General features: G+C 65.1%; 18 protein-coding genes and 1 tRNA gene. 11 read left to right on the plus strand and 8 right to left on the minus strand.

The genetic code is table 11. From position 1 onward, the window contains the following. The first annotated feature begins 157 nt into the window (after positions 1 to 157). Genes VK533_RS13855 through VK533_RS13865 form a run of 3 tightly spaced genes read left to right on the plus strand, consistent with a single transcriptional unit; the run spans position 158 to position 2,224 of the window. Positions 158 to 1,126: an aspartate-semialdehyde dehydrogenase gene (locus tag VK533_RS13855; protein WP_324378688.1), complete on the plus strand. Its 969-nt coding sequence runs from the start codon at positions 158 to 160 to the stop codon at positions 1,124 to 1,126. Between the two features lies 1 nt (position 1,127). Beyond that, positions 1,128 to 1,778, plus strand: coding sequence for a DUF2238 domain-containing protein (locus VK533_RS13860; RefSeq protein ID WP_414712312.1), 651 nt, complete (start codon positions 1,128 to 1,130; stop codon positions 1,776 to 1,778). Then, positions 1,775 to 2,224: a GFA family protein gene (locus VK533_RS13865; RefSeq protein WP_324378636.1), complete on the plus strand. Its 450-nt coding sequence runs from the start codon at positions 1,775 to 1,777 to the stop codon at positions 2,222 to 2,224. The genes VK533_RS13860 and VK533_RS13865 overlap by 4 nt, the downstream gene beginning before the upstream one ends. Here VK533_RS13865 and VK533_RS13870 read toward each other — a convergent pair. Next, a complete protein-coding gene (locus VK533_RS13870) occupies positions 2,221 to 3,399 on the minus strand; it encodes an NAD(P)/FAD-dependent oxidoreductase (protein WP_324378638.1) in 1,179 nt (392 codons plus the stop codon). The two genes, VK533_RS13865 and VK533_RS13870, sit on opposite strands and share 4 nt — an antisense overlap. A gap of 65 nt (positions 3,400 to 3,464) precedes the next feature. On the opposite strand from VK533_RS13870, the gene VK533_RS13875 reads away from it, so the two are divergent. From VK533_RS13875 to VK533_RS13890, 4 genes are all read left to right on the plus strand, one after another. Then, positions 3,465 to 3,911, plus strand: a complete 447-nt coding sequence (locus tag VK533_RS13875; RefSeq protein ID WP_324378640.1) for a GFA family protein — start codon at positions 3,465 to 3,467, stop codon at positions 3,909 to 3,911. Next, positions 3,892 to 4,662, plus strand: coding sequence for an alpha/beta fold hydrolase (locus tag VK533_RS13880; RefSeq protein WP_324378642.1), 771 nt, complete (start codon positions 3,892 to 3,894; stop codon positions 4,660 to 4,662). The genes VK533_RS13875 and VK533_RS13880 overlap by 20 nt, the downstream gene beginning before the upstream one ends. 317 nt (positions 4,663 to 4,979) lie before the next feature. Further along, positions 4,980 to 6,170 (plus strand): GGDEF domain-containing protein, encoded by a 1,191-nt coding sequence (locus tag VK533_RS13885; protein WP_324378644.1) that lies wholly within the window; start codon positions 4,980 to 4,982, stop codon positions 6,168 to 6,170. A gap of 97 nt (positions 6,171 to 6,267) precedes the next feature. After that, on the plus strand, positions 6,268 to 6,633 hold the full coding sequence (locus VK533_RS13890; protein WP_324378646.1) for a DUF7668 domain-containing protein: 366 nt from the start codon (positions 6,268 to 6,270) through the stop codon (positions 6,631 to 6,633). A gap of 59 nt (positions 6,634 to 6,692) precedes the next feature. Here the strand turns inward: VK533_RS13890 and VK533_RS13895 are convergent, their stop codons facing one another. Together VK533_RS13895 and VK533_RS13900 are read right to left on the minus strand one after the other, a co-directional pair. Next, a complete protein-coding gene (locus tag VK533_RS13895) occupies positions 6,693 to 8,132 on the minus strand; it encodes an AMP nucleosidase (RefSeq protein WP_324378648.1) in 1,440 nt (479 codons plus the stop codon). Continuing rightward, positions 8,132 to 8,614: a peroxiredoxin gene (locus VK533_RS13900; RefSeq protein ID WP_324378650.1), complete on the minus strand. Its 483-nt coding sequence runs from the start codon at positions 8,612 to 8,614 to the stop codon at positions 8,132 to 8,134. Before VK533_RS13900 ends, VK533_RS13895 begins: the two co-directional genes overlap by 1 nt. Before the next feature lie 74 nt (positions 8,615 to 8,688). On the opposite strand from VK533_RS13900, the gene VK533_RS13905 reads away from it, so the two are divergent. Further along, positions 8,689 to 9,279: a YqgE/AlgH family protein gene (locus VK533_RS13905; protein ID WP_324378652.1), complete on the plus strand. Its 591-nt coding sequence runs from the start codon at positions 8,689 to 8,691 to the stop codon at positions 9,277 to 9,279. A gap of 96 nt (positions 9,280 to 9,375) precedes the next feature. On the opposite strand, the gene VK533_RS13910 is transcribed toward VK533_RS13905, so the two are convergent. Then, positions 9,376 to 11,658 (minus strand): hybrid sensor histidine kinase/response regulator, encoded by a 2,283-nt coding sequence (locus tag VK533_RS13910; protein WP_324378654.1) that lies wholly within the window; start codon positions 11,656 to 11,658, stop codon positions 9,376 to 9,378. A gap of 288 nt (positions 11,659 to 11,946) precedes the next feature. Then, positions 11,947 to 12,837, minus strand: coding sequence for a LysR family transcriptional regulator (locus VK533_RS13915; RefSeq protein ID WP_324378656.1), 891 nt, complete (start codon positions 12,835 to 12,837; stop codon positions 11,947 to 11,949). Positions 12,838 to 12,922: 85 nt separating this feature from the next. Here VK533_RS13915 and VK533_RS13920 point away from each other — a divergent pair, with 85 nt between their 5' ends. The 3 genes from VK533_RS13920 to VK533_RS13930 all read left to right on the plus strand — a co-directional run bounded on the left by VK533_RS13920 (position 12,923) and on the right by VK533_RS13930 (position 18,081). After that, on the plus strand, positions 12,923 to 14,419 hold the full coding sequence (locus tag VK533_RS13920) for a CoA-acylating methylmalonate-semialdehyde dehydrogenase (protein WP_324378658.1): 1,497 nt from the start codon (positions 12,923 to 12,925) through the stop codon (positions 14,417 to 14,419). A 104-nt stretch (positions 14,420 to 14,523) separates the two neighbouring features. Next, positions 14,524 to 17,217 carry a beta-galactosidase GalB gene (galB, locus tag VK533_RS13925; RefSeq protein WP_324378660.1) on the plus strand — a complete coding sequence of 898 codons (2,694 nt, stop codon included), beginning with the start codon at positions 14,524 to 14,526 and terminating at the stop codon, positions 17,215 to 17,217. 45 nt (positions 17,218 to 17,262) lie between these two features. Further along, positions 17,263 to 18,081, plus strand: coding sequence for a hypothetical protein (locus tag VK533_RS13930; protein ID WP_324378662.1), 819 nt, complete (start codon positions 17,263 to 17,265; stop codon positions 18,079 to 18,081). Positions 18,082 to 18,158: 77 nt separating this feature from the next. Here VK533_RS13930 and VK533_RS13935 read toward each other — a convergent pair whose 3' ends face one another. The 3 genes from VK533_RS13935 to VK533_RS13945 all read right to left on the minus strand — a co-directional run bounded on the left by VK533_RS13935 (position 18,159) and on the right by VK533_RS13945 (position 21,235). After that, positions 18,159 to 19,208, minus strand: a complete 1,050-nt coding sequence (locus VK533_RS13935) for a GSCFA domain-containing protein (protein WP_324378664.1) — start codon at positions 19,206 to 19,208, stop codon at positions 18,159 to 18,161. A gap of 133 nt (positions 19,209 to 19,341) precedes the next feature. Further along, the gene (locus VK533_RS13940; protein WP_324378666.1) at positions 19,342 to 21,090 is read right to left on the minus strand and encodes a class I SAM-dependent methyltransferase; all 1,749 of its coding nucleotides are present in this window, start codon (positions 21,088 to 21,090) and stop codon (positions 19,342 to 19,344) included. 68 nt (positions 21,091 to 21,158) lie between these two features. After that, positions 21,159 to 21,235 (minus strand) — tRNA-Arg (locus tag VK533_RS13945). Positions 21,236 to 21,261: the final 26 nt, after the last annotated feature.

Genomic DNA, 21,261 nt, shown 5'->3' on the forward strand with positions numbered 1-21,261 from the left:
GACTGCTCAGCGACGCGAGGCATTACGCCGCTTTTCGCTTGGCCTGGATCAGCTTGCGATTGATCAGCGACTCGGCGATCTGCACGGCGTTGAGCGCCGCGCCCTTGCGCAGGTTGTCCGACACCACCCACATGGCGAGCCCGTTCTCGACGGTGGAATCCTCGCGGAGCGGGAGTTTCCGATCGATGAGATCGCGGCGCTCGCCTCTTCGCGTTCGGCGGGCGATGTGATCGATTTCGGCGAGACGGGCAAGAAGCTTACCGTCAAGAATATCGAGCATTTCGACTGGACCGGCTGGGATATGGCCCTGTTCGCGATCGGATCCGAAGGCACCAAGAAATATGCGCCGATCGCGGCCGCCGCCGGCTGCACCGTGATCGACAACAGCTCGCTTTACCGCATGGATCCGGACGTGCCGCTGATCGTGCCGGAAGTGAACGCGCACGCGATCGACGGCTATCTCAAGAAGAACATCATCGCGAACCCGAACTGCTCGACCGCGCAGATGGTGGTGGCGCTGAAGCCGCTCCACGATTTCGCGAAGATCAAACGCGTGGTGGTGGCGACCTATCAGTCGGTCTCCGGCGCGGGCAAGGCCGGCATGGACGAGCTGTTCGAGCAGAGCCGCAACATCTTCGTGGGCGATCCGGCGACGCCGAGCAAGTTCACCAAGCAGATCGCGTTCAACGTGATCCCGCACATCGACAGCTTCCTCGACGACGGTTCAACCAAGGAAGAATGGAAGATGGTGGTCGAGACCAAGAAGATCCTCGATCCCAAGATCAAGGTGAGCGCGACCTGCGTGCGCGTGCCGGTGTTCGTCGGCCATTCCGAAGCGATCAACATCGAGTTCGAGAACGAGATTTCGGCGGCCAAGGCCAAGTCGATCCTGCGCGAGGCGCCGGGCATCATGCTGATCGATAAGCATGAGGATGGCGGCTATATCACGCCGATCGAATGCGTCGGCGAATATGCGACCTTCGTCAGCCGCGTGCGCGAGGATCCGACCGTCGACAGCGGGCTCAGCCTGTGGTGCGTGAGCGACAATCTGCGCAAGGGCGCGGCGCTGAACGCGGTCCAGATCGCGGAGCTGCTCGGCCGGCGTCATCTCAAGAAGGCAGCCTAAGATCTTGAACTACCTGCGTAGCTGGGGCGCCTTGCCCGCGTCCCAGCTGCGTATGATCGTCGCGCTCGCGATCGCGGTCGGGCTCGCCAACCTGCGTCAGCCTTATCCCGACATCGCGCCGCTTCAGCATATCCCGACCGTGATCCTGATCCTGGCCGCACCGCTTTTGCTGCGGCGCTGGCCCTTGTCGGACGGATCGGTGGCGTGCGTGCTTGGCTTCCTGCTGCTGCACACGCTCGCCGGCCGCTACACCTATTCCAACGTGCCCTATGACGCCTGGGGACGAGCGCTGTCCGGGATTTCGATCGACCGCAGCTTCGGGCTGGTGCGCAACGATTTCGACCGGCTGGTCCATCTCGTCTTCGGCCTGTTCGCGATCCGGCCCTTCGCCGAAGCCGCACGCCGTCATGGCGGGATGGGCGCAAAAGCGGCGATCGTCAGCGCCTTCCTGTTCGTCGGTGCGGTCAGCGCGCTCTACGAAATCTTCGAATGGCTGCTCACGATCGTCCTCGCGCCGGGCGTGGCGGAAGAATATAATGGCCAGCAGGGCGACATGTGGGACAGCCAGAAGGACATGGCGATCGCCATGTTCGGCGGCCTGATCGTGGGGCTGGGGCTGCTCGCGCGGCGGCGGAAGGGGAGCCTGACGTGACGGGCGGGATCGGTGGTGGGTGCCGGTGCGGCGCGGTGCGTTACACGCTCGCGCTCGATGATTTGCCGCTGACCTATGCCTGCCATTGCACCGACTGCCAGACCTGGAGCGGGAGCGCGTTCAGCCAGCAGGCGGTGGTGGCGGAGGATGCGATCGCGGCGACCGGGCCGATCACGGTGTTCGAGCTGACGTCCCCGAGCGGCCGCATCTCGCGTCAGCGCATGTGCGAGGTCTGTCACACGCGCATCTTCAATACGAACAGCGCGCGGCCGGGCGTGGCGGTGATCCGCGCGGGGACGCTCGACCGGTCGAACGAGCTGATAGTGACCGCGCATATCTGGGCGCGGAGCAAACAGCCCTGGCTGGAATTGCCGGAAGGCGCGCCGAGCTGGCCTGAAGCGCCGCCGCCCGAAGAGATGGCGAAGGCGCTGGGTTCTCCGCGTTAAATATCCTGCGCCGCGGCCCAGCCGCTGGCCCAGGCCCACTGGAAATTATAGCCGCCGAGCCAGCCGGTGACGTCGACCGCTTCCCCGATGACATAGAGGCCGGGAAGGTGGCGCGCAGCCATCGTCTTGGAGGACAGGACGTCGGTCGAGACGCCGCCGACGGCGACTTCGGCCTTGGCGAAGCCTTCGGTACCGTTGGGATGGAATTGCCAGTCGGCCAGTCGGCGTTCGATCTCGGCGAGCGCGGCGTCGCGCTGCTCGTCGAGCGCGCCGGGCAGCGCGAGGCGTTCGGCGAGTGCCTCGGCCAGCCGGGCGGGCAGCAAGTCGCTCAAGACAGATTTCACCGTCGCGCGCGGCCGGGTGCGCTTGGCCTCGACCAGCCAGTTGGCGAGACCCGGCAGGAAATCGATCCCGATCGGCTGGCCGTGGCGCCAGTAGGACGAGATTTGCAGGATCGCAGGACCCGACAGGCCGCGATGCGTGAACAAGGCGGCTTCCGCGAAGGAAGCGCCGCCAGCGCGCGCGACGACGGGCGCGGCGACGCCCGCGAGCGCATGGAACAGAGCTTCGTCCTGGGGCAGGGTCAGCGGCACCAGAGCCGGGCGGGGCTCGACCACCTTGAGGCCGAAACGGCGCGCCAGATCGTAAGCGAAACCGGTCGCGCCGAGCTTGGGAATCGAAGGCCCCCCGGTTGCGATCACCAAAGCCGGTGCGGTGGCGGTGCGATCGCCATAATCGACCCGGAAAATGCCGTCGGCATGCCCGACATCGCGGATCGCATCGCGCAGATGCAGCGTCACATCGCCGGCGGCGCATTCGTCGAGCAGCATCGCCACGATCTGCTTGGCCGAACCGTCGCAGAAGAGCTGACCCAACGTCTTCTCATGCCAGGCGATATTGTAGCGATCGACCAGGGCGATGAAATCGGCGGCGGTGTAGCGGCTGAGCGCGGACCGCGCGAAATGCGGGTTGGCGCTGAGATAGCGGTCCGGCGCGGTGCCGATATTGGTGAAGTTGCAGCGGCCGCCGCCCGAGATCAGGATTTTCTTTCCCGGTTCGTCGGCATGATCGATCACCAGCCCGCGCCGGCCGCGTTGGCCCGCGACGGCGGCGCACATCAGACCGGCGCCGCCCGCGCCGAGGATGATCGCATCGTAAATGTCGGAGGCAGCCATCGTGCCGCCGTGGCATGGCTTGCGCCGTCTTGCCAGCCGCTGTGCACGGTGCCAACGCACTTGCCATGAGCGAGACCATGACGGGCGGCTGCCAGTGCCGGCGCGTCCGCTATTCGGTGCGGATCGACAGCGACGATGCCTATCTGTGCCATTGCAAGATGTGCCGCCACGCGACCGGCGGCGCGTCGATCGCGTTCGTGAGCGTAAAGCTCGACGGGATGGTGTGGGACCAGGAGCCGGACTGGTATCGCTCGTCGCCGATCGCCGAACGGCCCTTCTGTTCGGCCTGCGGTACGCCGCTCGGCTTCCGCTTCGTCGAGGGCGCCACCAAGATGGACGTGACGCTAGGCTCGTTCGACGATCCGTCGCGGTTCAGGCCGGTCCACAATTATGCGACCGAGAGTATCCTGCCTGCCTGGCAGGACACGTCGCATCTGCCGGGCTATCGCTCGGATCAGAATCCCAATGTCACCGATCGCTGGATGGAAGCCATTGGCAAGCTCCCCGACTGATTTCCCCGTCCTTTTCTTCAAAAGCGACGATGGGCTCGACCTTGCGTATCGCGCGCTGGGGGAGGGACGTCCGCTCGTCCTGATCCATGGCCTGTTTTCTAACGGCTGGGTCAATTGGATCCGCTATGGCCATGCGAAATTGCTCGCGGATGCGGGCTTTCGCGTGATCATGCCCGATCTGCGCGGCCACGGCGAAAGTGCGGCGCCGCACGACGCCGCCTCCTATCCGCCCGATGTGCTGGCGGCGGACGGCGAGGCGCTGGTGCGTCATCTCGGCCTGACCGACTATGACCTTGGCGGCTATTCGCTCGGCGGCCGGACGGTGTTGCGGATGCTGGTGCGCGGCGCGCGGCCGCGCCGGGCGATCCTGTCGGGCATGGGGCTGGACGGCGTGCTCGAACCCAACAAGAGGATCGACTTTTTCCGGCATGTCCTGACCGGCGCGGGCACGCATACGCGCGGATCGGGCGCGTGGCTGGCCGAAGCCTTTCTCAAGACGACCGGCGGCGATCCGGACGCAATGCTGCCGCTGCTCGACAGCTTCGTGGCAACGCGGCGCGACGAGATCGAAAAGATCGCGATTCCGGTGCTCGTCCTGTCGGGCGAGGACGATCATGACAACGGATCGTCGGCCGATCTTGCGGCGTTATTGCCGCAGGGGGAACTTACGGAAATTCCCGGCAATCATATGACGAGTGTGCTGCGGCCGGAACTGGGGCAGTCGATCGCAACGTTTCTCTTGCACGAATAGATAGTTAACGCGGCGGTTACCGGCTTGACCTCAGCGTGGATACAGGCTCTTTCATTTCGGCAAACTCTGTCTGGGGGGAGAGTTTGCGGCCGTTGATGTGTAAATTCCTCGCCACTCCTTGCGATCGGCAGGATTTGATGAGGAAAAAAGGCTGCGGCCGGCATCTGCACCCCGTCAAGTTATGGGGATCGGACCGGTCGACCTGGCGCAATGCGGCGAGAATTTAACCATTGCCCGCCTAAAAGGCACTATGGTCCGGCCTGTGATAGCGCCTTGCCTCCGGCATCCGTACGGATTCTGATCGCGTCGCGCGCTCGATGATCCTGATCGCCATCCTTTGCACGCCGCTCGCCATCAGCGGCCTGTTCGCGGGGGCGCTGCTCGCCATCTGGCGGCGGCGGCGCGAAGCCGCGCATGCGATGAGCTGGGGGGCAGCGTTCGCGGCGATCGCGGTCGGGTGGCTGGCGGTACTCGGTACGACTTCCGCGCTCCATAACGCCCCGCTGCCGGGCGCCACACCCAGCCTGTGCTGGCTAGCCGCCGCCTTGCTGCTGGTGCAGGGGCTGCGTCAGCGCGCGGGTCGGCCCAACCGCGCAGCTGCCTTGAGCGCGATCTGGACGACGATCGCGCTAGCGATCAGCCTGCTGTCCGATCTCGCGCCGCAGATGCGCGACGCGACCCCGCCGACGATCGCCTTGCTGACCGGCCTCGGCCTGCTGCTGGCCGCGTTCGCGGTCGGCCCGCGCCGATCGCGCAAGACGCGCAATTTCGACTGGGGCACGACCGCGTTGCTCGGCGCGTTCGCGGTCGCCAATCTGGCGTTGGTGGTCGGGCTGTACACGGTCGACCATGATTCGAACGTGGCGGTTGCGTTCATCGCGTTGGGGGGATCGGTGACCTATGTCGGCCTCGGCCTCGCCACCGTGCTTTTGCTCAACCAGGATTTCGGCGTGGTGCTCGAACGGCTGGCGCGGACCGATCCGCTGACCGGCGTTTGGAACCGGCGCGGCTTCGACGAAGCGGCACCGCATCTGCTCGCCCGGCTCCGGACCGATCATCGCGACCGCGCCGCCGTCGCCATCGCCGACATCGATTCGTTCAAGGCGATCAACGACTGTTACGGCCACACGACCGGCGATCAGGTTTTGGTCCATTTCGCCAGGATGCTCGGCACCGCCGTGCGCCCGGGCGACCTGCTCGCGCGACTTGGCGGCGAGGAGTTCGTGCTGCTGGCGATGGGGGTCGACGCGATCGAGCTCTATCAGCGGGTGGAACATGTCCGCGGGCTGGTCGGTCTGCCCAGCGACGAAGGCGTTTCCTTACCGTCGATCACCGCCAGCTTCGGCGTCGCGCAGATCTCGCCCGACACGCTCGCGCTGCGCGACGCGATGGAGCGCGCCGACCATGCGCTCTACCAGGCCAAGCACGAAGGCCGGAATCGCTCCGTCATCGACAATTGGCCGCAAGGCGCGATGGCGGAGGAAGCGGCGGATACGCCCGCCAGCTAAGTGGGGGTCGTAATCGGAGGGTCGGCAAACGACCCACTTGCGGGCATAGCTGGCAAACTACATGATCGCCAAAAGCGGACGCGGGGATTCTTAGGAAATGTTCGCGAAGGACGACGCCGAACATCCCATCCCGTCGGAATGGCACGCCACTTTTCGCGAAATAGTCGACGCGTTTGTGGCAGGGGATTACGCCCTGCGCGATCACGTTATCGTTGGCGTTTCCCCGATCGATACCTCAACGGCCGCATCCATCGCCGACAATGTCCTGGCTTACGGCGACACATTAGCTCCCTTAAATCCAGCGACCTGGGAGCGTTCGATTTATCGATGGATGGGCGGCTATTGGCAGTTGCTCGTAGATTTGACGACCACAAGGGAGCGGGTGAGCGATCTCACTCTCCACGCCAAGCTATACCGGACCGGCGTCACAAGCCTTGAGATCGAGTCGGTTCACGTCCCTTAACGAAGATGAGGCCCGAAAACTGCCGGACGACTTCCACCAATTGCGGACATAATGCCCGTTTAGCGGAACGGCGGCTCGTTGAAGGCACGAAGCTTGCGGCTGTGGAGCTGATCGCCCGCCAGCTTCAGTTCGTCGATCGCGGCGATGCCGATGCGCAGATGCTCGGCGATGGCGCGTTCGTAGAAGCGGTTGGCCTGACCGGGCAGCTTGATCTCGCCATGGATCGGCTTGTCCGAGACGCACAGCAGGGTGCCGTAGGGCACGCGGAAGCGGAACCCCTGCGCGGCGAGCGTCGCCGATTCCATGTCGATCGCGACCGCGCGGCTCTGGCTGAAACGCAGCGCCGAACTGGTGTACCTGAGCTCCCAATTGCGATCGTCGGTCGTGACGACGGTGCCGGTGCGCAGGCGCGACTTCAATTGATCGCTGCTCTCGCCCGAGACGCGCTCGGCGGCGCGGCCGAGCGCCAATTGCACTTCGGCGATCGCGGGCACCGGGATTTCCGGCGGCAGCACATCGTCGAGGACATGGTCGTCGCGCAGATAGGCATGCGCCAGCACATAGTCGCCGATCCGCTGGCTGGGGCGCAGGCCGCCGCAATGGCCGATCATCAGCCACGCCTCGGGCCGCGTGACTGCGAGGTGATCGGTGATCGTCTTGGCGTTGGACGGGCCGACGCCGATATTGACGAGCGTGATGCCCGAACGATCGGGCGCGACCAGATGGTAGGCCGGCATCTGGTGCCGCCGCCACGCGCTGTCCGCGACCGCGCGTGCCGGATCGGGATCGCCCGGATAGATTTCGAGCCCGCCAGCACCACTGAGCATGGTGTAGCCCTTGCCCGCGTTGAGCTCGTCGCACGCCCACGCCACGAACTCATCGACGTAGCGGTGATAGTTGGTGAACAGCACATATTTCTGGACGTGCGCGGAGGGCGTGCCGGTGTAGTGGCGCAGCCGCGCGAGGCTGAAATCGGTGCGGCCGGCCTCGAACAGAGCGAGCGGACGCGGACCGCTGCCCTGCAAGGCAGTGCCGTCGGCGATCTCGTCGCCGATATGGGCGAGTTCGGTCGCGGGAAAGATCCGCGCCAGCTCGACCGCGGCGGCGCCGGTCAGGTCAATCTCTGCATCGAGCACGTAAGGGTAGGCGATCTCTTCGTCGCTGCGGCCGATGCTGACCTCTGCGCCATAATCCTCGACCAGATAGTCGAGCTGCTCGGCGAGGTAATCGCGGAACAAAGCCGGCTGGGTCACGCTGACCGCATAATCGCCCGGTATGTGCAGCCGGCCGAAAGCGCGGCCGGGGGCGGAGGCGGAGGCGCGCCCGTCATAGCGGACGCGAATCTCAGGATAGCAGAAGGCGCCGGCGGCGCGCGCCGCCGGATCGGGACGCTCGCCATTGGCGATGTAACGCGACAAGGCGCCGCGTAGCGCGGTCACGGACTCGCGGTAGAGCGCCTCAAGCGCATCGACATGGGCCAGGTTTTGCGGTGACGGCATCAGAGCTCCGCCAGCAAATAGTCGGCGGAACTGACACGGAACTCGCCCGGTGCCTCGACAAACAGTTTCTCGACCTTGCCGTCGTTGACGACCATCGCGAAACGCTTGCCGCGCGTGCCCATGCCGAAGCCGCTGCCGTCGAAATCGAGGCCCAGCGCCTTCACGAAATCGCCATTGCCGTCGGCGAGCAAGGTGACCTTGCCGTCCGCGCCCGCGCTCTTGCCCCACGCGCCCATCACGAAGGCGTCATTGACGGCGGTGCCGACGACTTCGTCGATGCCCTTGGCCTTGAGCGCGTCGGCCTTGTCGATGAAGCCGGGCAGATGCTTGGCCGAACAGGTCGGCGTAAACGCGCCCGGCACCGAGAAGAGCGCGATGCGCCGTCCCGCGAAGAAATCCTGGGTCTCGACCTTTTCCGGGCCGGTGTCGGTCATCCGCACCAGAGTCGCGGCGGGGAGCGCATCGCCGATTGCGATCGTCATTTCTATTCTCCTTTTTCTTGTCCCTAACAGCCGGATCGGGAACCCGGAAGGGGCGTGGGGCGGTTGGCGTCATCATGACCGATCCCTATAACAGTCCCATGGCACAAGGTGATTTCGCCTCGCTCGCCGGCGAGCTGCTGCTGGCGCTTCCCGGCATCGGCGATCCGCGCTTCGAACAGGCGGTGATCGCGATGTGCCTGCACGAACCCGACGGCGCGATGGGCGTCGGCATCGGCCGGATCGTGCCGGGCCTGGGCCTGCACACCTTGCTCAAGCAGCTCGATATCGAACCCGGCGTCGCGCCGGACGCGCCGATCCATCTCGGCGGCCCGGTCGAGAAACAGCGCGGCTTCGTGCTTCATTCGCCCGACTGGCGCGGCGAGGATACGTTGCTCGTGTCCGAGACGATGTCGCTGACCACCACGCTCGACGTGCTGCGCGCGATCGCGGCGGGTGAGGGGCCGAACCGCTGGCTGGTCGCTTTGGGCTATGCCGGCTGGGGTGAGGAGCAGCTCGACGAGGAATTGCGGCGCCATGGCTGGCTGAGCGTCGGCGCGAGCGATGAACTGCTGTTCGAGATACCGACCAAGGAACGCTGGCCGCGTGCCTTTGCCGCCGCGGGGATCGATGTGCGCCTGTTGGCGCCGACGAGCGGGCACGCCTGATATTTCCATTGGTCATGCTGAACTTGTTTCAGCATCCATCGGGAGGCAGGCGCCAAGCCGCGGAATGGACCCTGAAACAAGTTCAGGGTGACGGGCCTAGTTACTTCCCCGTAACCGCGTGACGCGATGCCGGCGCACCGCTTCGGCGATGCGCGCCTGGAGCGAGTTGGCGGTGAACGGCTTCGAAATAAACGGGCCGTCCCAGACCGCGGACAAAACCTCGACATCGGCATAGCCGCTCATCAGCAGGATCGGCAGTTCGGGGCGCTGTTCGCGGATCGCGAGCGCGACTTCGGCACCGTTCATGCCGGGCATAGCGAAGTCGATCAGCACGAGATCGAGCTTGGGCGTTTCGGCCAGCCGCTTCAGGCCGAGCCGCCCGCTTTCCGCCTCGACCACAAGGCAGCCGGTTTCGCGCAGGATCGAGGCGGCGACGCCGCGGACATCGGGATCGTCGTCGACCAGCAGGATAAACAGGCCACGCAGATCACTGGCTTCGACCGCCGCGATCTCGGCTTCGGGCGGACGTTCGACCAGCGAGCGCGGCAGGAAGACGGTGACGCTGGTGCCTTCGCCGACGCGGCTCTTGATGCGGATGCCGCCGCCCAGTTGCTTGAGCACGCCCAGCACCTGGGGCAGGCCGAGTCCGGTGCCCTGGCCGACCGGCTTGGTGGTGAAGAAGGGGTCGAACGCGCGCGCCAGGATCTCAGGCGTCATGCCGGTGCCGCGATCGGCGAGCGTGATCGCGACGAAATCGCCGGGCGGCGGTTCCTCGGTGTTGCGCGGTGCTTCGCCGATCGTGATGTTGGCGGTTTCGATCAGGATCGATCCGCCCGCGGGCATCGCGTCGCGTGCGTTGATCGCGAGATTGAGCAGGATCAGATCGAGTTGGGTGGGGTCGGCGTGCGCGAGCCACAGATCGGCGGACGGCACGCGCACTATGCTGGTCGCGCCGCCCAGCGTGCTCTTGAGCAATTCGACCGTATTTTCGACCGCGCGGTTGATGTCGACCACCTCGGCCCGCAATTGCTGGCGGCGCGAGAAAGCGAGCAATTGCCCGGTCAGCTTGGCGCCGCGTTCGGCCGCCTGACGCGCGCTGCCGAGCAGGCGCTTGGCGCGCTCGTCTTCGGCGGTGCGCTGGAGCAGGTCGATATTGCCGATCACCGCGGTCAGCAGATTGTTGAAATCGTGCGCGATGCCGCCGGTCAGCCGTCCGACCGCTTCCATCTTCTGCGCCTGGATCAGCGTTTCGGCGGCCTCGGCCAGTTCGCGCGTCCGCTCCATCACGCGCAATTCGAGATTGTTGTTGAGCGCCTGCAATTCCTGCTCGCGCGCGTGCAGCGCCGCGCCGGCGTCGCGCAGCGCGTCCTGCACCGCCTGGATCTCGACCAGGGTCGAGCGTCCCGTGTCGCTGTCCTCGCCCCGGCCGAGCGCGGCCGCGCCCGCCGCGAGCCGGCCAATCGGCAGCGCGACGCTGCGCCCGACGCGGTAGGATACGAGCAGGCCGATGCCGATCAGCACCAGCCCCAGCGCCGCACCTGCCACCAGCGACGACCAGGCGCCGGCCGCAAGCTCGCTGCGGGGTACCGCGATCGCCATCACCCATCCGGTCACGGGCGACCGGTTCCAGGCGGTGATCACGGCGATGCCGTCGAGGGTCGTGCTCGGACGGACGAAAGCCGGCCGGATCGCCATCAGCTTCTGCGTTTCCGCGGATGCCTGATGGCCGACATACAGATCGTTGTTCCGATTGCGCGCGACGATGCGGTGGCTGCCGTCGAGCACCACACCGGTCCAGCGCTCGGGCAGCTGCTGGTCGGCGAACAGGCGCAGGAAGCTGGAGGCGCGCGTTACGATCGTCAGCTCGACCATACGCCCATCATTCAGGCGGAGCGTCTTGGCGAGCACCACTACCGGCTGCCCAGTGACCGAGCCCCTCGACAGATTCCACAGCCGGATGCCTTGACCGAGCTGGGTATAGGTCACGCCCTTGTTGCTGGTCTGCCCGCGCGGCAGGCGTGCGCCTAGGGCAGCCGCGCTATTGACGAGCTGCTGGCCGTCGGCGTCGAGCACCACCACCCAGCGCGACGGATCGGCATTGGCTTCACGTGCCTGCAGCGCGAACGCATCGAAACTGCCGCGCTTGAGCCGATTGGAGGTCGCCAGCGCCTCCAGCAGCGTGCTGCTCTGGCCAATCTCGCGATCGACCACCAGGGACAATGCGCGGGCGGTATCGGACAATTGCCGTTCGGCGGCGACATGTTCCTGCGCGTAGGCGCGCCACAACAATACCGAGGTCACCACCAATGCTGGCAGCAGCAGCGCGAGCGTGAGCGCGATCAGCCGTCCGCGTATCGAATGGGGCAGGGTTGCGCGCATCCGATCGCCGTCCGGCTTTGCTCCAGGGACGCGGGATGCGCCATCGGAGGCGATCTTATCCGAGGGGCAAGCCGGGCGCCAGCCGACGAACGGCGCGAGCAAGCTAACGCTACCATGGCAGCGGCGAAAGCTACGCGAGACGTCGCGGGCACAAAAAAATGGCCGCACCGGCAGGATGCGACCACGAGGGAGGGTTAGTAGTTCGGCAAGAATGTCGAGCTGCAATGCGTGAGTCAATCAAAAAAAGATAGCGCTACCATGAAAGGCGCCAAACTGGTGCTTTTGCGGCTAAAATAGCTGGCGGTTTTGCTGGATCAGCCCGGTCAGGAAATCGGCCACCGCCCGGATCCGCGGCACGCGCTGCGCTTGGCGCGGGAAGATCAGCCAATAGCTGCGCTTCACCTCGACGCTGTCGGCGAGCACGCGCTGCAGGCGCGGATCGCCGTCCGCGGCGAAAGCGTGAAGCACGCCGTAGCCGAGCCCGCCCGCCACCGCCGCCTGCTGCGCCGCGATCGAGCTCGAGCGGAACACGCTGGAGGACCCGCCGGCAATCTGGTCGAGGAAGCGCAATTCGGGCAGGTCGATCATCTCGTCGATATACCAGACCAGCGGATGACCCCGGAGCGCGGCGATGTCGGTAAGCGGCTCGGTCCGGGCGAGATAGTCGCGCGACGCGTAGAGGCCGAGCCGGTAATCGACCAGCCGTCGCGCCACCACCTGGCCGCGCGGCGGCTGGGTCAGCACCACCGACATGTCCGCCTCGCGCCGGGACAGGCTCACATTGCGCGATTCGGGCATCAGCTCGAGCTGGAGGTTGGGGTAGCGGCGATAGAGCTGCTCGACGGCGGGCGCGACGATGAACAGGCCGAATGCCTCGGGGGTGGCGAGGCGGACCGTGCCAGAAACATGTTCTTCCTGTGCATCGAGCATCGTTCGCGCGGCGGCGATCTCGTCCGCGATGCGTTCGGCATGCAAAGCGAGGAGCGATCCAGCCTCGGTTGGCGTCACCCCGGCTGGTGAGCGGTGCAGCAATTGCTGGCCGATCCGCTCCTCCAGCTTCGTCATCCGGCGGGTGACGGTCGAATGATCGAGCCCGGTGTAGCGGGCGGCGGCGATGATGCTGCCACCCCGCAGCACTGCGAGAAAAATGCGGAGGTCGTCCCAATCCGGTTCCTGCATTTTTGCACAATGACAGTGATTGGCTTCGACTTCCAGCGTGCGGCCCAAGGGGCTAGGCCGCAGCCATAATCAGGAGAGTGATGTCATGCGCGCGATCGACCATTTCCTCGCAGGGTCCAACGGCGGCGGCGCGGCCCGCCAAGGCGACGTGTTCGATCCCAATACCGGTCAGGTGCAGGCGCGGGTCGCGCTCGGCGACAAGGCGGTGCTCGATCGCGCGGTCGCGGCGGCCAAGGCGGCGCAACCGGCGTGGGCGGCGGTCAATCCGCAGCGGCGCGCGCGCGTGATGTTCGCATTCAAGGCGCTGATCGAGACCCACATGGACGAGCTCGCGCATTTGCTCTCGTCCGAGCATGGCAAGGTCATCGCCGACGCCAAGGGCGACATCCAGCGCGGGCTGGAGGTGATCGAATTCTGCTGCGGCCTGCCGCATCTGCTCAAGGGCGAATATACGCATGGCGCGGGTCCCGGCATCGACGTCTGGTCGATGCGCGTGCCGTTGGGCATCGGCGCCGGCATCACGCCGTTCAACTTCCCGGGCATGATCCCGATGTGGATGTTCGGGCCCGCGATCGCGACCGGCAACGCCTTCATCCTGAAGCCCTCCGAGCGCGATCCGTCGGTGCCGGTGCGGCTTGGCGAATTGATGCGCGAGGCCGGCCTGCCCGAGGGCATCCTCCAGGTGGTCAACGGCGACAAGGAGATGGTCGACGCGATCCTCGACCATCCCGATATCAATGCGGTCAGCTTCGTCGGATCGTCCGACATCGCGCATTATGTCTATTCGCGCGGCACCCAGGCGGGGAAGCGCGTCCAGGCAATGGGCGGCGCCAAGAATCACGGCATCGTCATGCCCGACGCCGATCTCGACCAGGTCGTCGCCGATCTGGCGGGCGCGGCGTTCGGTTCGGCGGGCGAGCGCTGCATGGCGCTGCCGGTGGTGGTGCCGGTGGGCGAGGATACCGCCGATCGGCTGCGCGCCAAGCTGATCCCCGCGATCGCGGCATTGCGCGTCGGCGTCTCGACCGATGCGGATGCGCATTACGGCCCGGTCGTGAACGCCGCGCACAAGAAGCGCGTCGAGGACTGGATCCAGACCGGCGTCGACGAGGGCGCGGAGCTGGTGGTCGACGGCCGCGGCTTCAAGCTGCAGGGGCATGAGGAAGGCTTCTTCATCGGGCCGAGCCTGTTCGATCACGTCACCACCGACATGTCGTCCTACAAGGAAGAGATTTTCGGGCCGGTGCTGCAGATCGTGCGGGCGAAGGACTTCGAGGAAGCGGTCGCACTGCCGTCGCAGCACCAGTACGGCAACGGCGTCGCGATCTTCACGCGCAACGGCCACGCCGCGCGCGAATTCGCGGCGCGGGTCAATGTCGGCATGGTCGGGATCAACGTGCCGATCCCGGTGCCGGTCGCCTATCATTCGTTCGGCGGATGGAAGCGCTCGGGCTTTGGCGACCATAACCAGCACGGCATGGAAGGCGTCCGCTTCTGGACCAAGACCAAGACCGTCACCGGCCGCTGGCCCGACGGTTCGCCCGACGGCAGCAACGCCTTCGTCATCCCGACGATGGGGTGAGGATCAGTCCTCTCCCGCAAGCGGGAGAGGACTTAGCGGCTATTGGACAGCCCGCCGCAGCGACACTAAGCCATAACTCGGACAAATGGAGTTGATGGCTGCTTATGTCGTTCCCCACGCTTCGTGTCGTTGTCGGACTGTGTGCGGCCCTGCTGTTGGGTGCCGCGGCCCAAGCGGACAGAAGCGATATAGCACCCCGGCAACGGCTCTCCATCGACGCGGGGTGGCGCTTTACCAAGGGCGATCCCGCCGGCGCCCCCGCGATCCTGCTCTACGATATCAGGCCGGCGCTGAAGCCGAACGACGACGCCAAGGCCGCCGATGCACGGCCGGAGGAAGCCGTGCGGCCGGCAGGCGCGGACCAGCCGGTGCTCAAGCCGTGGATCCTGCCGAGCGGCAATGCCTTCATCCGCGATCCGGCCAAACGCTTCGAGCGTCCGGCGGGCGACCCGGGCGGTTCGCTTTCCTATGTTCAGGCCGGTTTTGACGACCGGAACTGGCAAGCAGTGACGCTGCCCCACGACTGGGCGATCGCCGGGCCGTTTCTGCAGGATGGGCCTTATGGCGGGATGGGACGGCTGCCGAGCTGGGGCATCGGCTGGTATCGCCGCAAGCTCGACGTTGGGCGCGCCGATGCGGGCAAATCGATCTTCCTCGATGTCGATGGGGCTATGTCCTACGCGGCGGTGTGGCTGAACGGGCATCTCGTCGGTGGCTGGCCCTATGGCTATAATGGCTGGCGGCTGGACCTGACGCCCTATGTCGTGCCGGGCGGGGTCAACCAGCTCGCGATCCGGCTCGACAACCCGCCCGAATCCTCGCGCTGGTATCCGGGCGGCGGTCTCTACCGGAACGTCTGGCTGACCAAGGCCGATCCGGTCCACGTCGCGCAGTGGGGCACCTACGTCACGACGCCCGCAGTTTCGTCGACTTCCGCGACGGTGAAGCTCCGGGTCGCGATCGACAATGCCTCCGCGGTCGACCGGCCGGTCGAGGTTTCGACCGCGATCTACGCGCTCGATCCGGCCGGCCATCGCACGGGCGCTGTCGTTGCGACCTTCAGGCCAGTCGGCGCGATCGTCGCCGGCCACGGGACGGGCCAGATCGAGGGCATGGCGACGATCGTCAATCCGCGCCTGTGGGGCCCACCGCCCGGGCAACAACCCAACCTTTATGTCGCGGTGACGAGCGTCACGAGCGGCGGCAAGGTCGTCGACCGCTACGAGACGCGCTTCGGCATCCGCACGATCGGCTATGATCCCGATCACGGCATCCTCGTGAACGGGCAGGCGGTGCCGTTGCGCGGCGTCAACGACCATCACGATCTCGGTGCGCTCGGCGCGGCGTTCAACACGCGCGCCGCCGAGCGCCAGCTCGAACTGCTGTGCGACATGGGCGTCAACGCGCTGCGCATGAGCCACAATCCGCCCGCGCCCGAACTGCTCGAACTGGCGGACCGGATGGGTTTCCTCGTGATCGATGAGGTGTTCGACGTCTGGTATCGCCAGAAGACCCCGCTCGACACGCACCTGATCTTTGCCGACTGGCACGAGCAGGATTTGCGCGCGATGCTGCGGCGCGACCGCAACGATCCGTCGATCATCCTGTGGAGCATCGGCAACGAGGTCGGCGAACAATATACCGGTGAGGATGGCGCCAAGGTCGCGAAGGAGCTGGTCGGGATCGTGCGCGAGGAGGACCCCACGCGCCAGACGATGACCGCGATGAATTACGCCAAGGCGGACATGCCGCTGCCGGCGGCGGTCGACACGATCAGCCTCAATTATCAGGGCGCGGGGGTGCGGGCCTTTCCCGGCCAATTCCCGGCGTTTCGCGCGCGCTTCCCGGACAAGGTGATCTTCAGCAGCGAAAGCGCGTCGGCGCTGAGCAGCCGCGGCGATTACCAATTCCCGGTGCCCGGCATGATCAGCGGCCCGGTGCGGCCGGGATCGGGGGGCGATCCGGTGAGCCATCAGGTCAGCGGGTACGAATTGTTCGCCGCCGATTTCGGATCGTCGCCCGACCGCGCGTTCGCGGCGGAGGATCAATATCCCTATGTCGCGGGTGAATTCGTCTGGTCCGGCTTCGATTACCTGGGCGAGCCGACGCCCTATTACACGTCGCGCAGTTCCTATTCGGGCATCCTCGATCTCGCCGGGTTCAAGAAGGACCGTTTCTATCTGTATCAGGCGCGCTGGCGGCCCGATCTGCCGATGGCGCATATCCTGCCGCACTGGACCTGGCCGGAGCGGCTCGGGCAGGTGACGCCGGTCCATGTCTTCACGTCGGGCGACGAGGCCGAATTGTTCGTCAACGGCGTGTCGCAGGGCCGCAAGACGAAGGCGCCCTACGAATATCGCTTCCGCTGGGATTATGTGACCTACGCGCCGGGCGAGCTGAAGGTCGTCACCTACAAGGCCGGCAAGCCGTGGGCGACGGATGTCGTGCGGACGGCGGGCGCACCGGCAAAGTTGGAGGCGACCCCGGATCGCGCGGTGATCCGCGCCGACGGGTCCGATCTGTCCTTCATCACCGTGCGGGTTGCCGATCGTGACGGGAACACCACGCCGCGGGCGGACAATCGCATCAGCTTCACGATCACGGGCCCGGGCGAGATCGTTGCGACCGACAATGGCGACGCCACCAGTTTCGAGCCGTTCCAGTCGCCCGTGCGCAAGGCTTTCAACGGGCTTTGCCTGGTGATCGTCCGGTCGAAGCCGGGCGAGAAGGGGGCCATCACGGTCAGCGCGCAATCTGAGGGGCTGACGGCGGCGAGCGTGACGCTGCAAAGCCGATAAGCTGCGCCTATCGCCATATGGTTTGTCCCGCGATATCGAAGCGTCATGACAGCAGAGGATAGTGCGCGGCGGCCCAAGCGGGTGATCGTCCTGTCTTATTATGAGACAGTCAATTTCGGCGACCGGCTCGGCTATCACGTCTTGAACGGCATCCTGCCCGCACATGCGGACGTGACCTATGCCAACCTCAACCCGTGGACGGTGCCCGATCGCGATTACGATCTGCTGATCCTGGGCATCGGCAACAGTTTGCTGCCGAGTGACGCCTGCAACCCCAGGCTGGCCGCTTTGATGGAGCGGGTGCCGCATTCGATCGGCATCTTCGGCACGCAGTTTCGCGGCCTGTTCCGGGAGGGGCCCGCGGCGGATGGCTTGCAGCGGATATTGAACGGGCTGACGACCTGGTGGGCGCGCTATGAAGATGACATCACCCTGTTCGGCGGCGGACGATCCAACGTACGCCATCTCGGCGACTGGCTGATCACCGCCTTCCCGATGGCAGTTCCGACGCTGAACAGGGTGCTGACGATCCCGGCCGAATTCCTCCGGGAGAATGTGTCGCTGGATCGGACCATCCAGAAGATCCAGTCCTATCGCGGCGTATCCAGCGCGCGGCTCCACACCTTGCTGTGCGCGCTCACCAGCGCCGACCATGTATCCTATCAAGAGCAGCGCGTCGTGCCCGGCTCGGACGAAATCTCGGGCAAGTTCGGGTCGATGCTGATCGACATATTCGGCCGGAGTTTCAACGAGGGCGAGCTGTTCGGTGTCGATCGCGAGGCGGTGCGGCGCTACAAGATCAAGGTGACGGACAATGTCGCGGCGCTACGCGAAGAGCTGGCGGAATTGTTGACAGATCAATAGCTTCCCGGCCAGCGCTCGTCCGATCGTGTCTTTTCGGAACGGGCCATGGCCGGCCGAGCACCGCATTCGAATAGCTGCTAGGCCGGCTGGGAAAACAGAGGGTGCTGGCTCAAAGTCCCTGCCGCCTCCAGGCGCGCTTGCCTGAAGGTCGTTTCCGCCTCCGCAAGCGTGAGTTCCGTGTCGCAGAATGTGGCCTCGAACAGCCGCATGACGGACGGGACGATCATCGGATGCAGATGGCGCCCGTCGTCGAGGAACCGGTTGGGAAAGCATTCATTTATGATTTCGAAGGCAGGAAAGTAGAAAACGTCCTGCCGAAGATCGTCGTCCAATTCCCTCATTGTTTCATCGAGCGCAGCCCTGATAATCGCTTTCGAAGCTGAGTTGGCAGAGATACAAGAGACAGGCCTGAACGTCGCAATCAACGGTATAGGCGAAACCGTCATTATGATCTTCGCATGCGGGACATGCTCTTTTATCAGTCTTATGGTTTCACCAATATTGCTTTTCGTTTCCTCGAAGGAGCAAACGCGAAATTTGTGACGCGACGGATCATAATAACGCAACGGCACGGCGCGCCAGAAAACGCCACCGGTCGTCTCGTCATACCAGATTTCGGACAAGCCGAATGTCAGGATGAAGACTTCCGTGTTGAGGAAGACATCGCGAGTCACAGTCCGAACTTCTTCGCTTAGGTCGTATTGCTCCGCATTGTAGCCGTGCCAAAGATCGGAAGGGGGCATCCAGCCATCGAGAGCCCATTTGAACTGCTGTGCGATGGCGTGGACGTTGACCATGCCCTCGCCCATCACCGACACGTAAATGTCTTTCGCGCGCTGCTTGGATGTATCGAAGCCTATGCTGCCGAGATGATTGGAAATGTTCTCAGCAAAGCAGGATCCGAACGCCGTCACCTTGGTCTTGGCATTGATGATCGGTCCGTCCGGCAGCCACCCGTGCAGCAAAAATCGGTGCGCAAAATCGGGCACACAATGATCTTGCCCATAGGGATTGAAATTGCAGTCCTCGCCCCGAAAGAACGACGATCCTATCTGCTTGCGCTGCTGCCCGTGCGGCGATGCACCTATCGTCTCCTGTGTTCCGAGCGCCGTTAGTACGTAAACCATCGTCGTCCACTCGCCATGATGTCATCCGTTAAAGGACGAAAGTCCCGTATCCAGCCCGGATATCTGTCCGGCTTTCAACCTCAGGGCAAGGCGCCAAGAAGCCACGCCATCAGCCTATTCGTGTGCGATCGACCTATTCGAGCAGGCTGGACAATTCTTCGCGCAGGTCAGCGAGGTTGGCCTCGACCTTCTTTTTGTAGCGGATGACCGCATCGCGATCGACGGCGAAGAGCTGCCCCTCCTCGAACGTGCGACCGAAGATATCGACCAGCATCGAGCGGAATTTGCCCGATTCCTTGGTGGGATCGTCGCTGACGCGCTGCTCTTGATAAAGGACGTGGTCGGCGCTGGTAAGCGCGCACAGCAAGGTGTGGAGGCGTGCGCTGGAGACGGCGCGATAGGCCTGGATCCGCTGGATGGTGCGGTCGAGCGGGACTTCCTGGCCGAGGATTTCGGCGGGGATGGTGAGGCCCTTGTCCTGCGTTGGAACCGCCATCGGGAAGGCCGCGATCAGCCAGTCGCCGAGATGGCGTACATTGGCTCGCCCGCGGCCGAAGGCCAATATGTCCTCCTCGTAACGCGCCCACCAGGTGGTGAGCTTGCCGAGCAAGGTATCGAGCGCCGCCGCCCGTTCGGGCGGAAGAAACTGATCGCGAAAATGGGTGCCGAAAATGCCGATCGCGTGCGGTATCCGATCGATCAGCGCGTCCAGTTCGGGCATGAGCGCATCGCGCGCCATCAGGCTGTTGCCGATGCCGAGGATCAGGAGGTCGAAATCGCGGTCGGGCACGCTCCACGGATGGAGCGTCCCATAGGTGACCTCGGCATCGGCGGGCAGCACGCTGTTGAGGACGTGATAGCCGAGCCGGTCGCCGAAATTGGCGATGTTGTAATAGGACAGGACAAGCACGCGCTTGGTTGTGCCGGGCGCTTCCGCCGCATACGGTTCGGGCACGAATTTGAGCAGGCAGAGCGCAGGCGTGGCCTGCTCCGCGCATTGCAGGCGAAAGCCGGCGCCTTTCATGGTCTCGCCGAGCGCGACCAGATCGGGGGCGTCCAGCCCGGTTGCCGGCCACGCGCAGACGAGCGGCTGGCCGAGACTGCGGGCCGCGGCCGCCAACGCGTCGTCCGATCGCAGCAGGACGACGATGTCCGCCATCGTCTCGGCGGGTACGGTATCGGCGGATTCGTACGCGCAGCCGATAGGAAGCAGCGCTTCCAGCGCGCGGCTGTCCGGCCCGATGCCGAGCACGCGCGAATAAGCGGGGATCATCCCCGCCGCGAGACGAAGCATTGCCGCTTGCGCATCTTCCGTGGGTTGGGGTGCCACCGGATCCGGCTCCAGCCGCAGCAATATCTGCGCGTTCTTTATCGGCGCGCCGACATAATGGGAAAAGCCCGCGGCGGCGCAGACCGCGATGAACTCGGCCTGCGTGTAAGCGTTGACCCAAGGCGCGCGGGTCGCGTAGCCGGGCCGATCGCTCGCGCTGTAGCTGAGCACGACCGGGCAATTCAGCGCGCGCACTTTGGCCAGGAACGCGGGAACGTCGGCGACATATTCAAGCACGCCGAGCACGCTGACGACGTCGCAATCGAAACCTACGGGAAATTCGCCCTCGTTGAAATCGCACACCAGGGTGCGCGCGTCGCGCGCGACCAGATCGCACGGCTGATAGGTGCAGCCTTCGGCCAGATAGCGTTCCAGCGCCATCGCGCCGCAGCCGAGATCCAGCACGCGCGAACCGGCGGGGATATAGGTGGCGGCGCGCTTGGCGCGGCCGTCCCACACGGCGTGGAGCGAGCGGGGATCGGACCAGGGCAGAAATTGGGGATCCGCGGCGTCCGCTATGTTCCGTCGCCGCGCGACCTCGTCATTGTCCATGGCGGCTGGCTAATACGGCTTTCGGGCCAGCGCAAACGCGCAGGCCTTAGTTTCAGCGATAAGGAAAGTGGCGCGCCCGGAACGATTCGAACGTCCGACCCTCAGATTCGTAGTCTGATGCTCTATCCAGCTGAGCTACGGGCGCGTGAGGACGCTCCCCCTAAGCGAGTG

Source organism: Sphingomonas sp. (assembly GCF_035317925.1).
GTDB lineage: Bacteria > Pseudomonadota > Alphaproteobacteria > Sphingomonadales > Sphingomonadaceae > Sphingomonas_I.

Excerpts from the sequence above, each read along its gene's own strand:
- VK533_RS13905 (WP_324378652.1), top strand. The coding sequence starts at position 8,689 with ATGACCGATCCCTATAACAGTCCCATGGCACAAGGTGATTTCGCCTCG.
- VK533_RS13870 (WP_324378638.1), bottom strand. The coding sequence starts at position 3,399 with ATGGCTGCCTCCGACATTTACGATGCGATCATCCTCGGCGCGGGCGGC.
- VK533_RS13935 (WP_324378664.1), bottom strand. The coding sequence starts at position 19,208 with ATGGTTTACGTACTAACGGCGCTCGGAACACAGGAGACGATAGGTGCA.
- VK533_RS13895 (WP_324378648.1), bottom strand. The coding sequence starts at position 8,132 with ATGCCGTCACCGCAAAACCTGGCCCATGTCGATGCGCTTGAGGCGCTC.
- VK533_RS13920 (WP_324378658.1), top strand. The coding sequence starts at position 12,923 with ATGCGCGCGATCGACCATTTCCTCGCAGGGTCCAACGGCGGCGGCGCG.
- VK533_RS13910 (WP_324378654.1), bottom strand. The coding sequence starts at position 11,658 with ATGCGCGCAACCCTGCCCCATTCGATACGCGGACGGCTGATCGCGCTC.
- VK533_RS13890 (WP_324378646.1), top strand. The coding sequence starts at position 6,268 with ATGTTCGCGAAGGACGACGCCGAACATCCCATCCCGTCGGAATGGCAC.
- VK533_RS13930 (WP_324378662.1), top strand. The coding sequence starts at position 17,263 with ATGACAGCAGAGGATAGTGCGCGGCGGCCCAAGCGGGTGATCGTCCTG.
- VK533_RS13940 (WP_324378666.1), bottom strand. The coding sequence starts at position 21,090 with ATGGACAATGACGAGGTCGCGCGGCGACGGAACATAGCGGACGCCGCG.
- VK533_RS13915 (WP_324378656.1), bottom strand. The coding sequence starts at position 12,837 with ATGCAGGAACCGGATTGGGACGACCTCCGCATTTTTCTCGCAGTGCTG.
- VK533_RS13885 (WP_324378644.1), top strand. The coding sequence starts at position 4,980 with ATGATCCTGATCGCCATCCTTTGCACGCCGCTCGCCATCAGCGGCCTG.
- VK533_RS13875 (WP_324378640.1), top strand. The coding sequence starts at position 3,465 with ATGAGCGAGACCATGACGGGCGGCTGCCAGTGCCGGCGCGTCCGCTAT.
- galB (WP_324378660.1), top strand. The coding sequence starts at position 14,524 with ATGTCGTTCCCCACGCTTCGTGTCGTTGTCGGACTGTGTGCGGCCCTG.
- VK533_RS13900 (WP_324378650.1), bottom strand. The coding sequence starts at position 8,614 with ATGACGATCGCAATCGGCGATGCGCTCCCCGCCGCGACTCTGGTGCGG.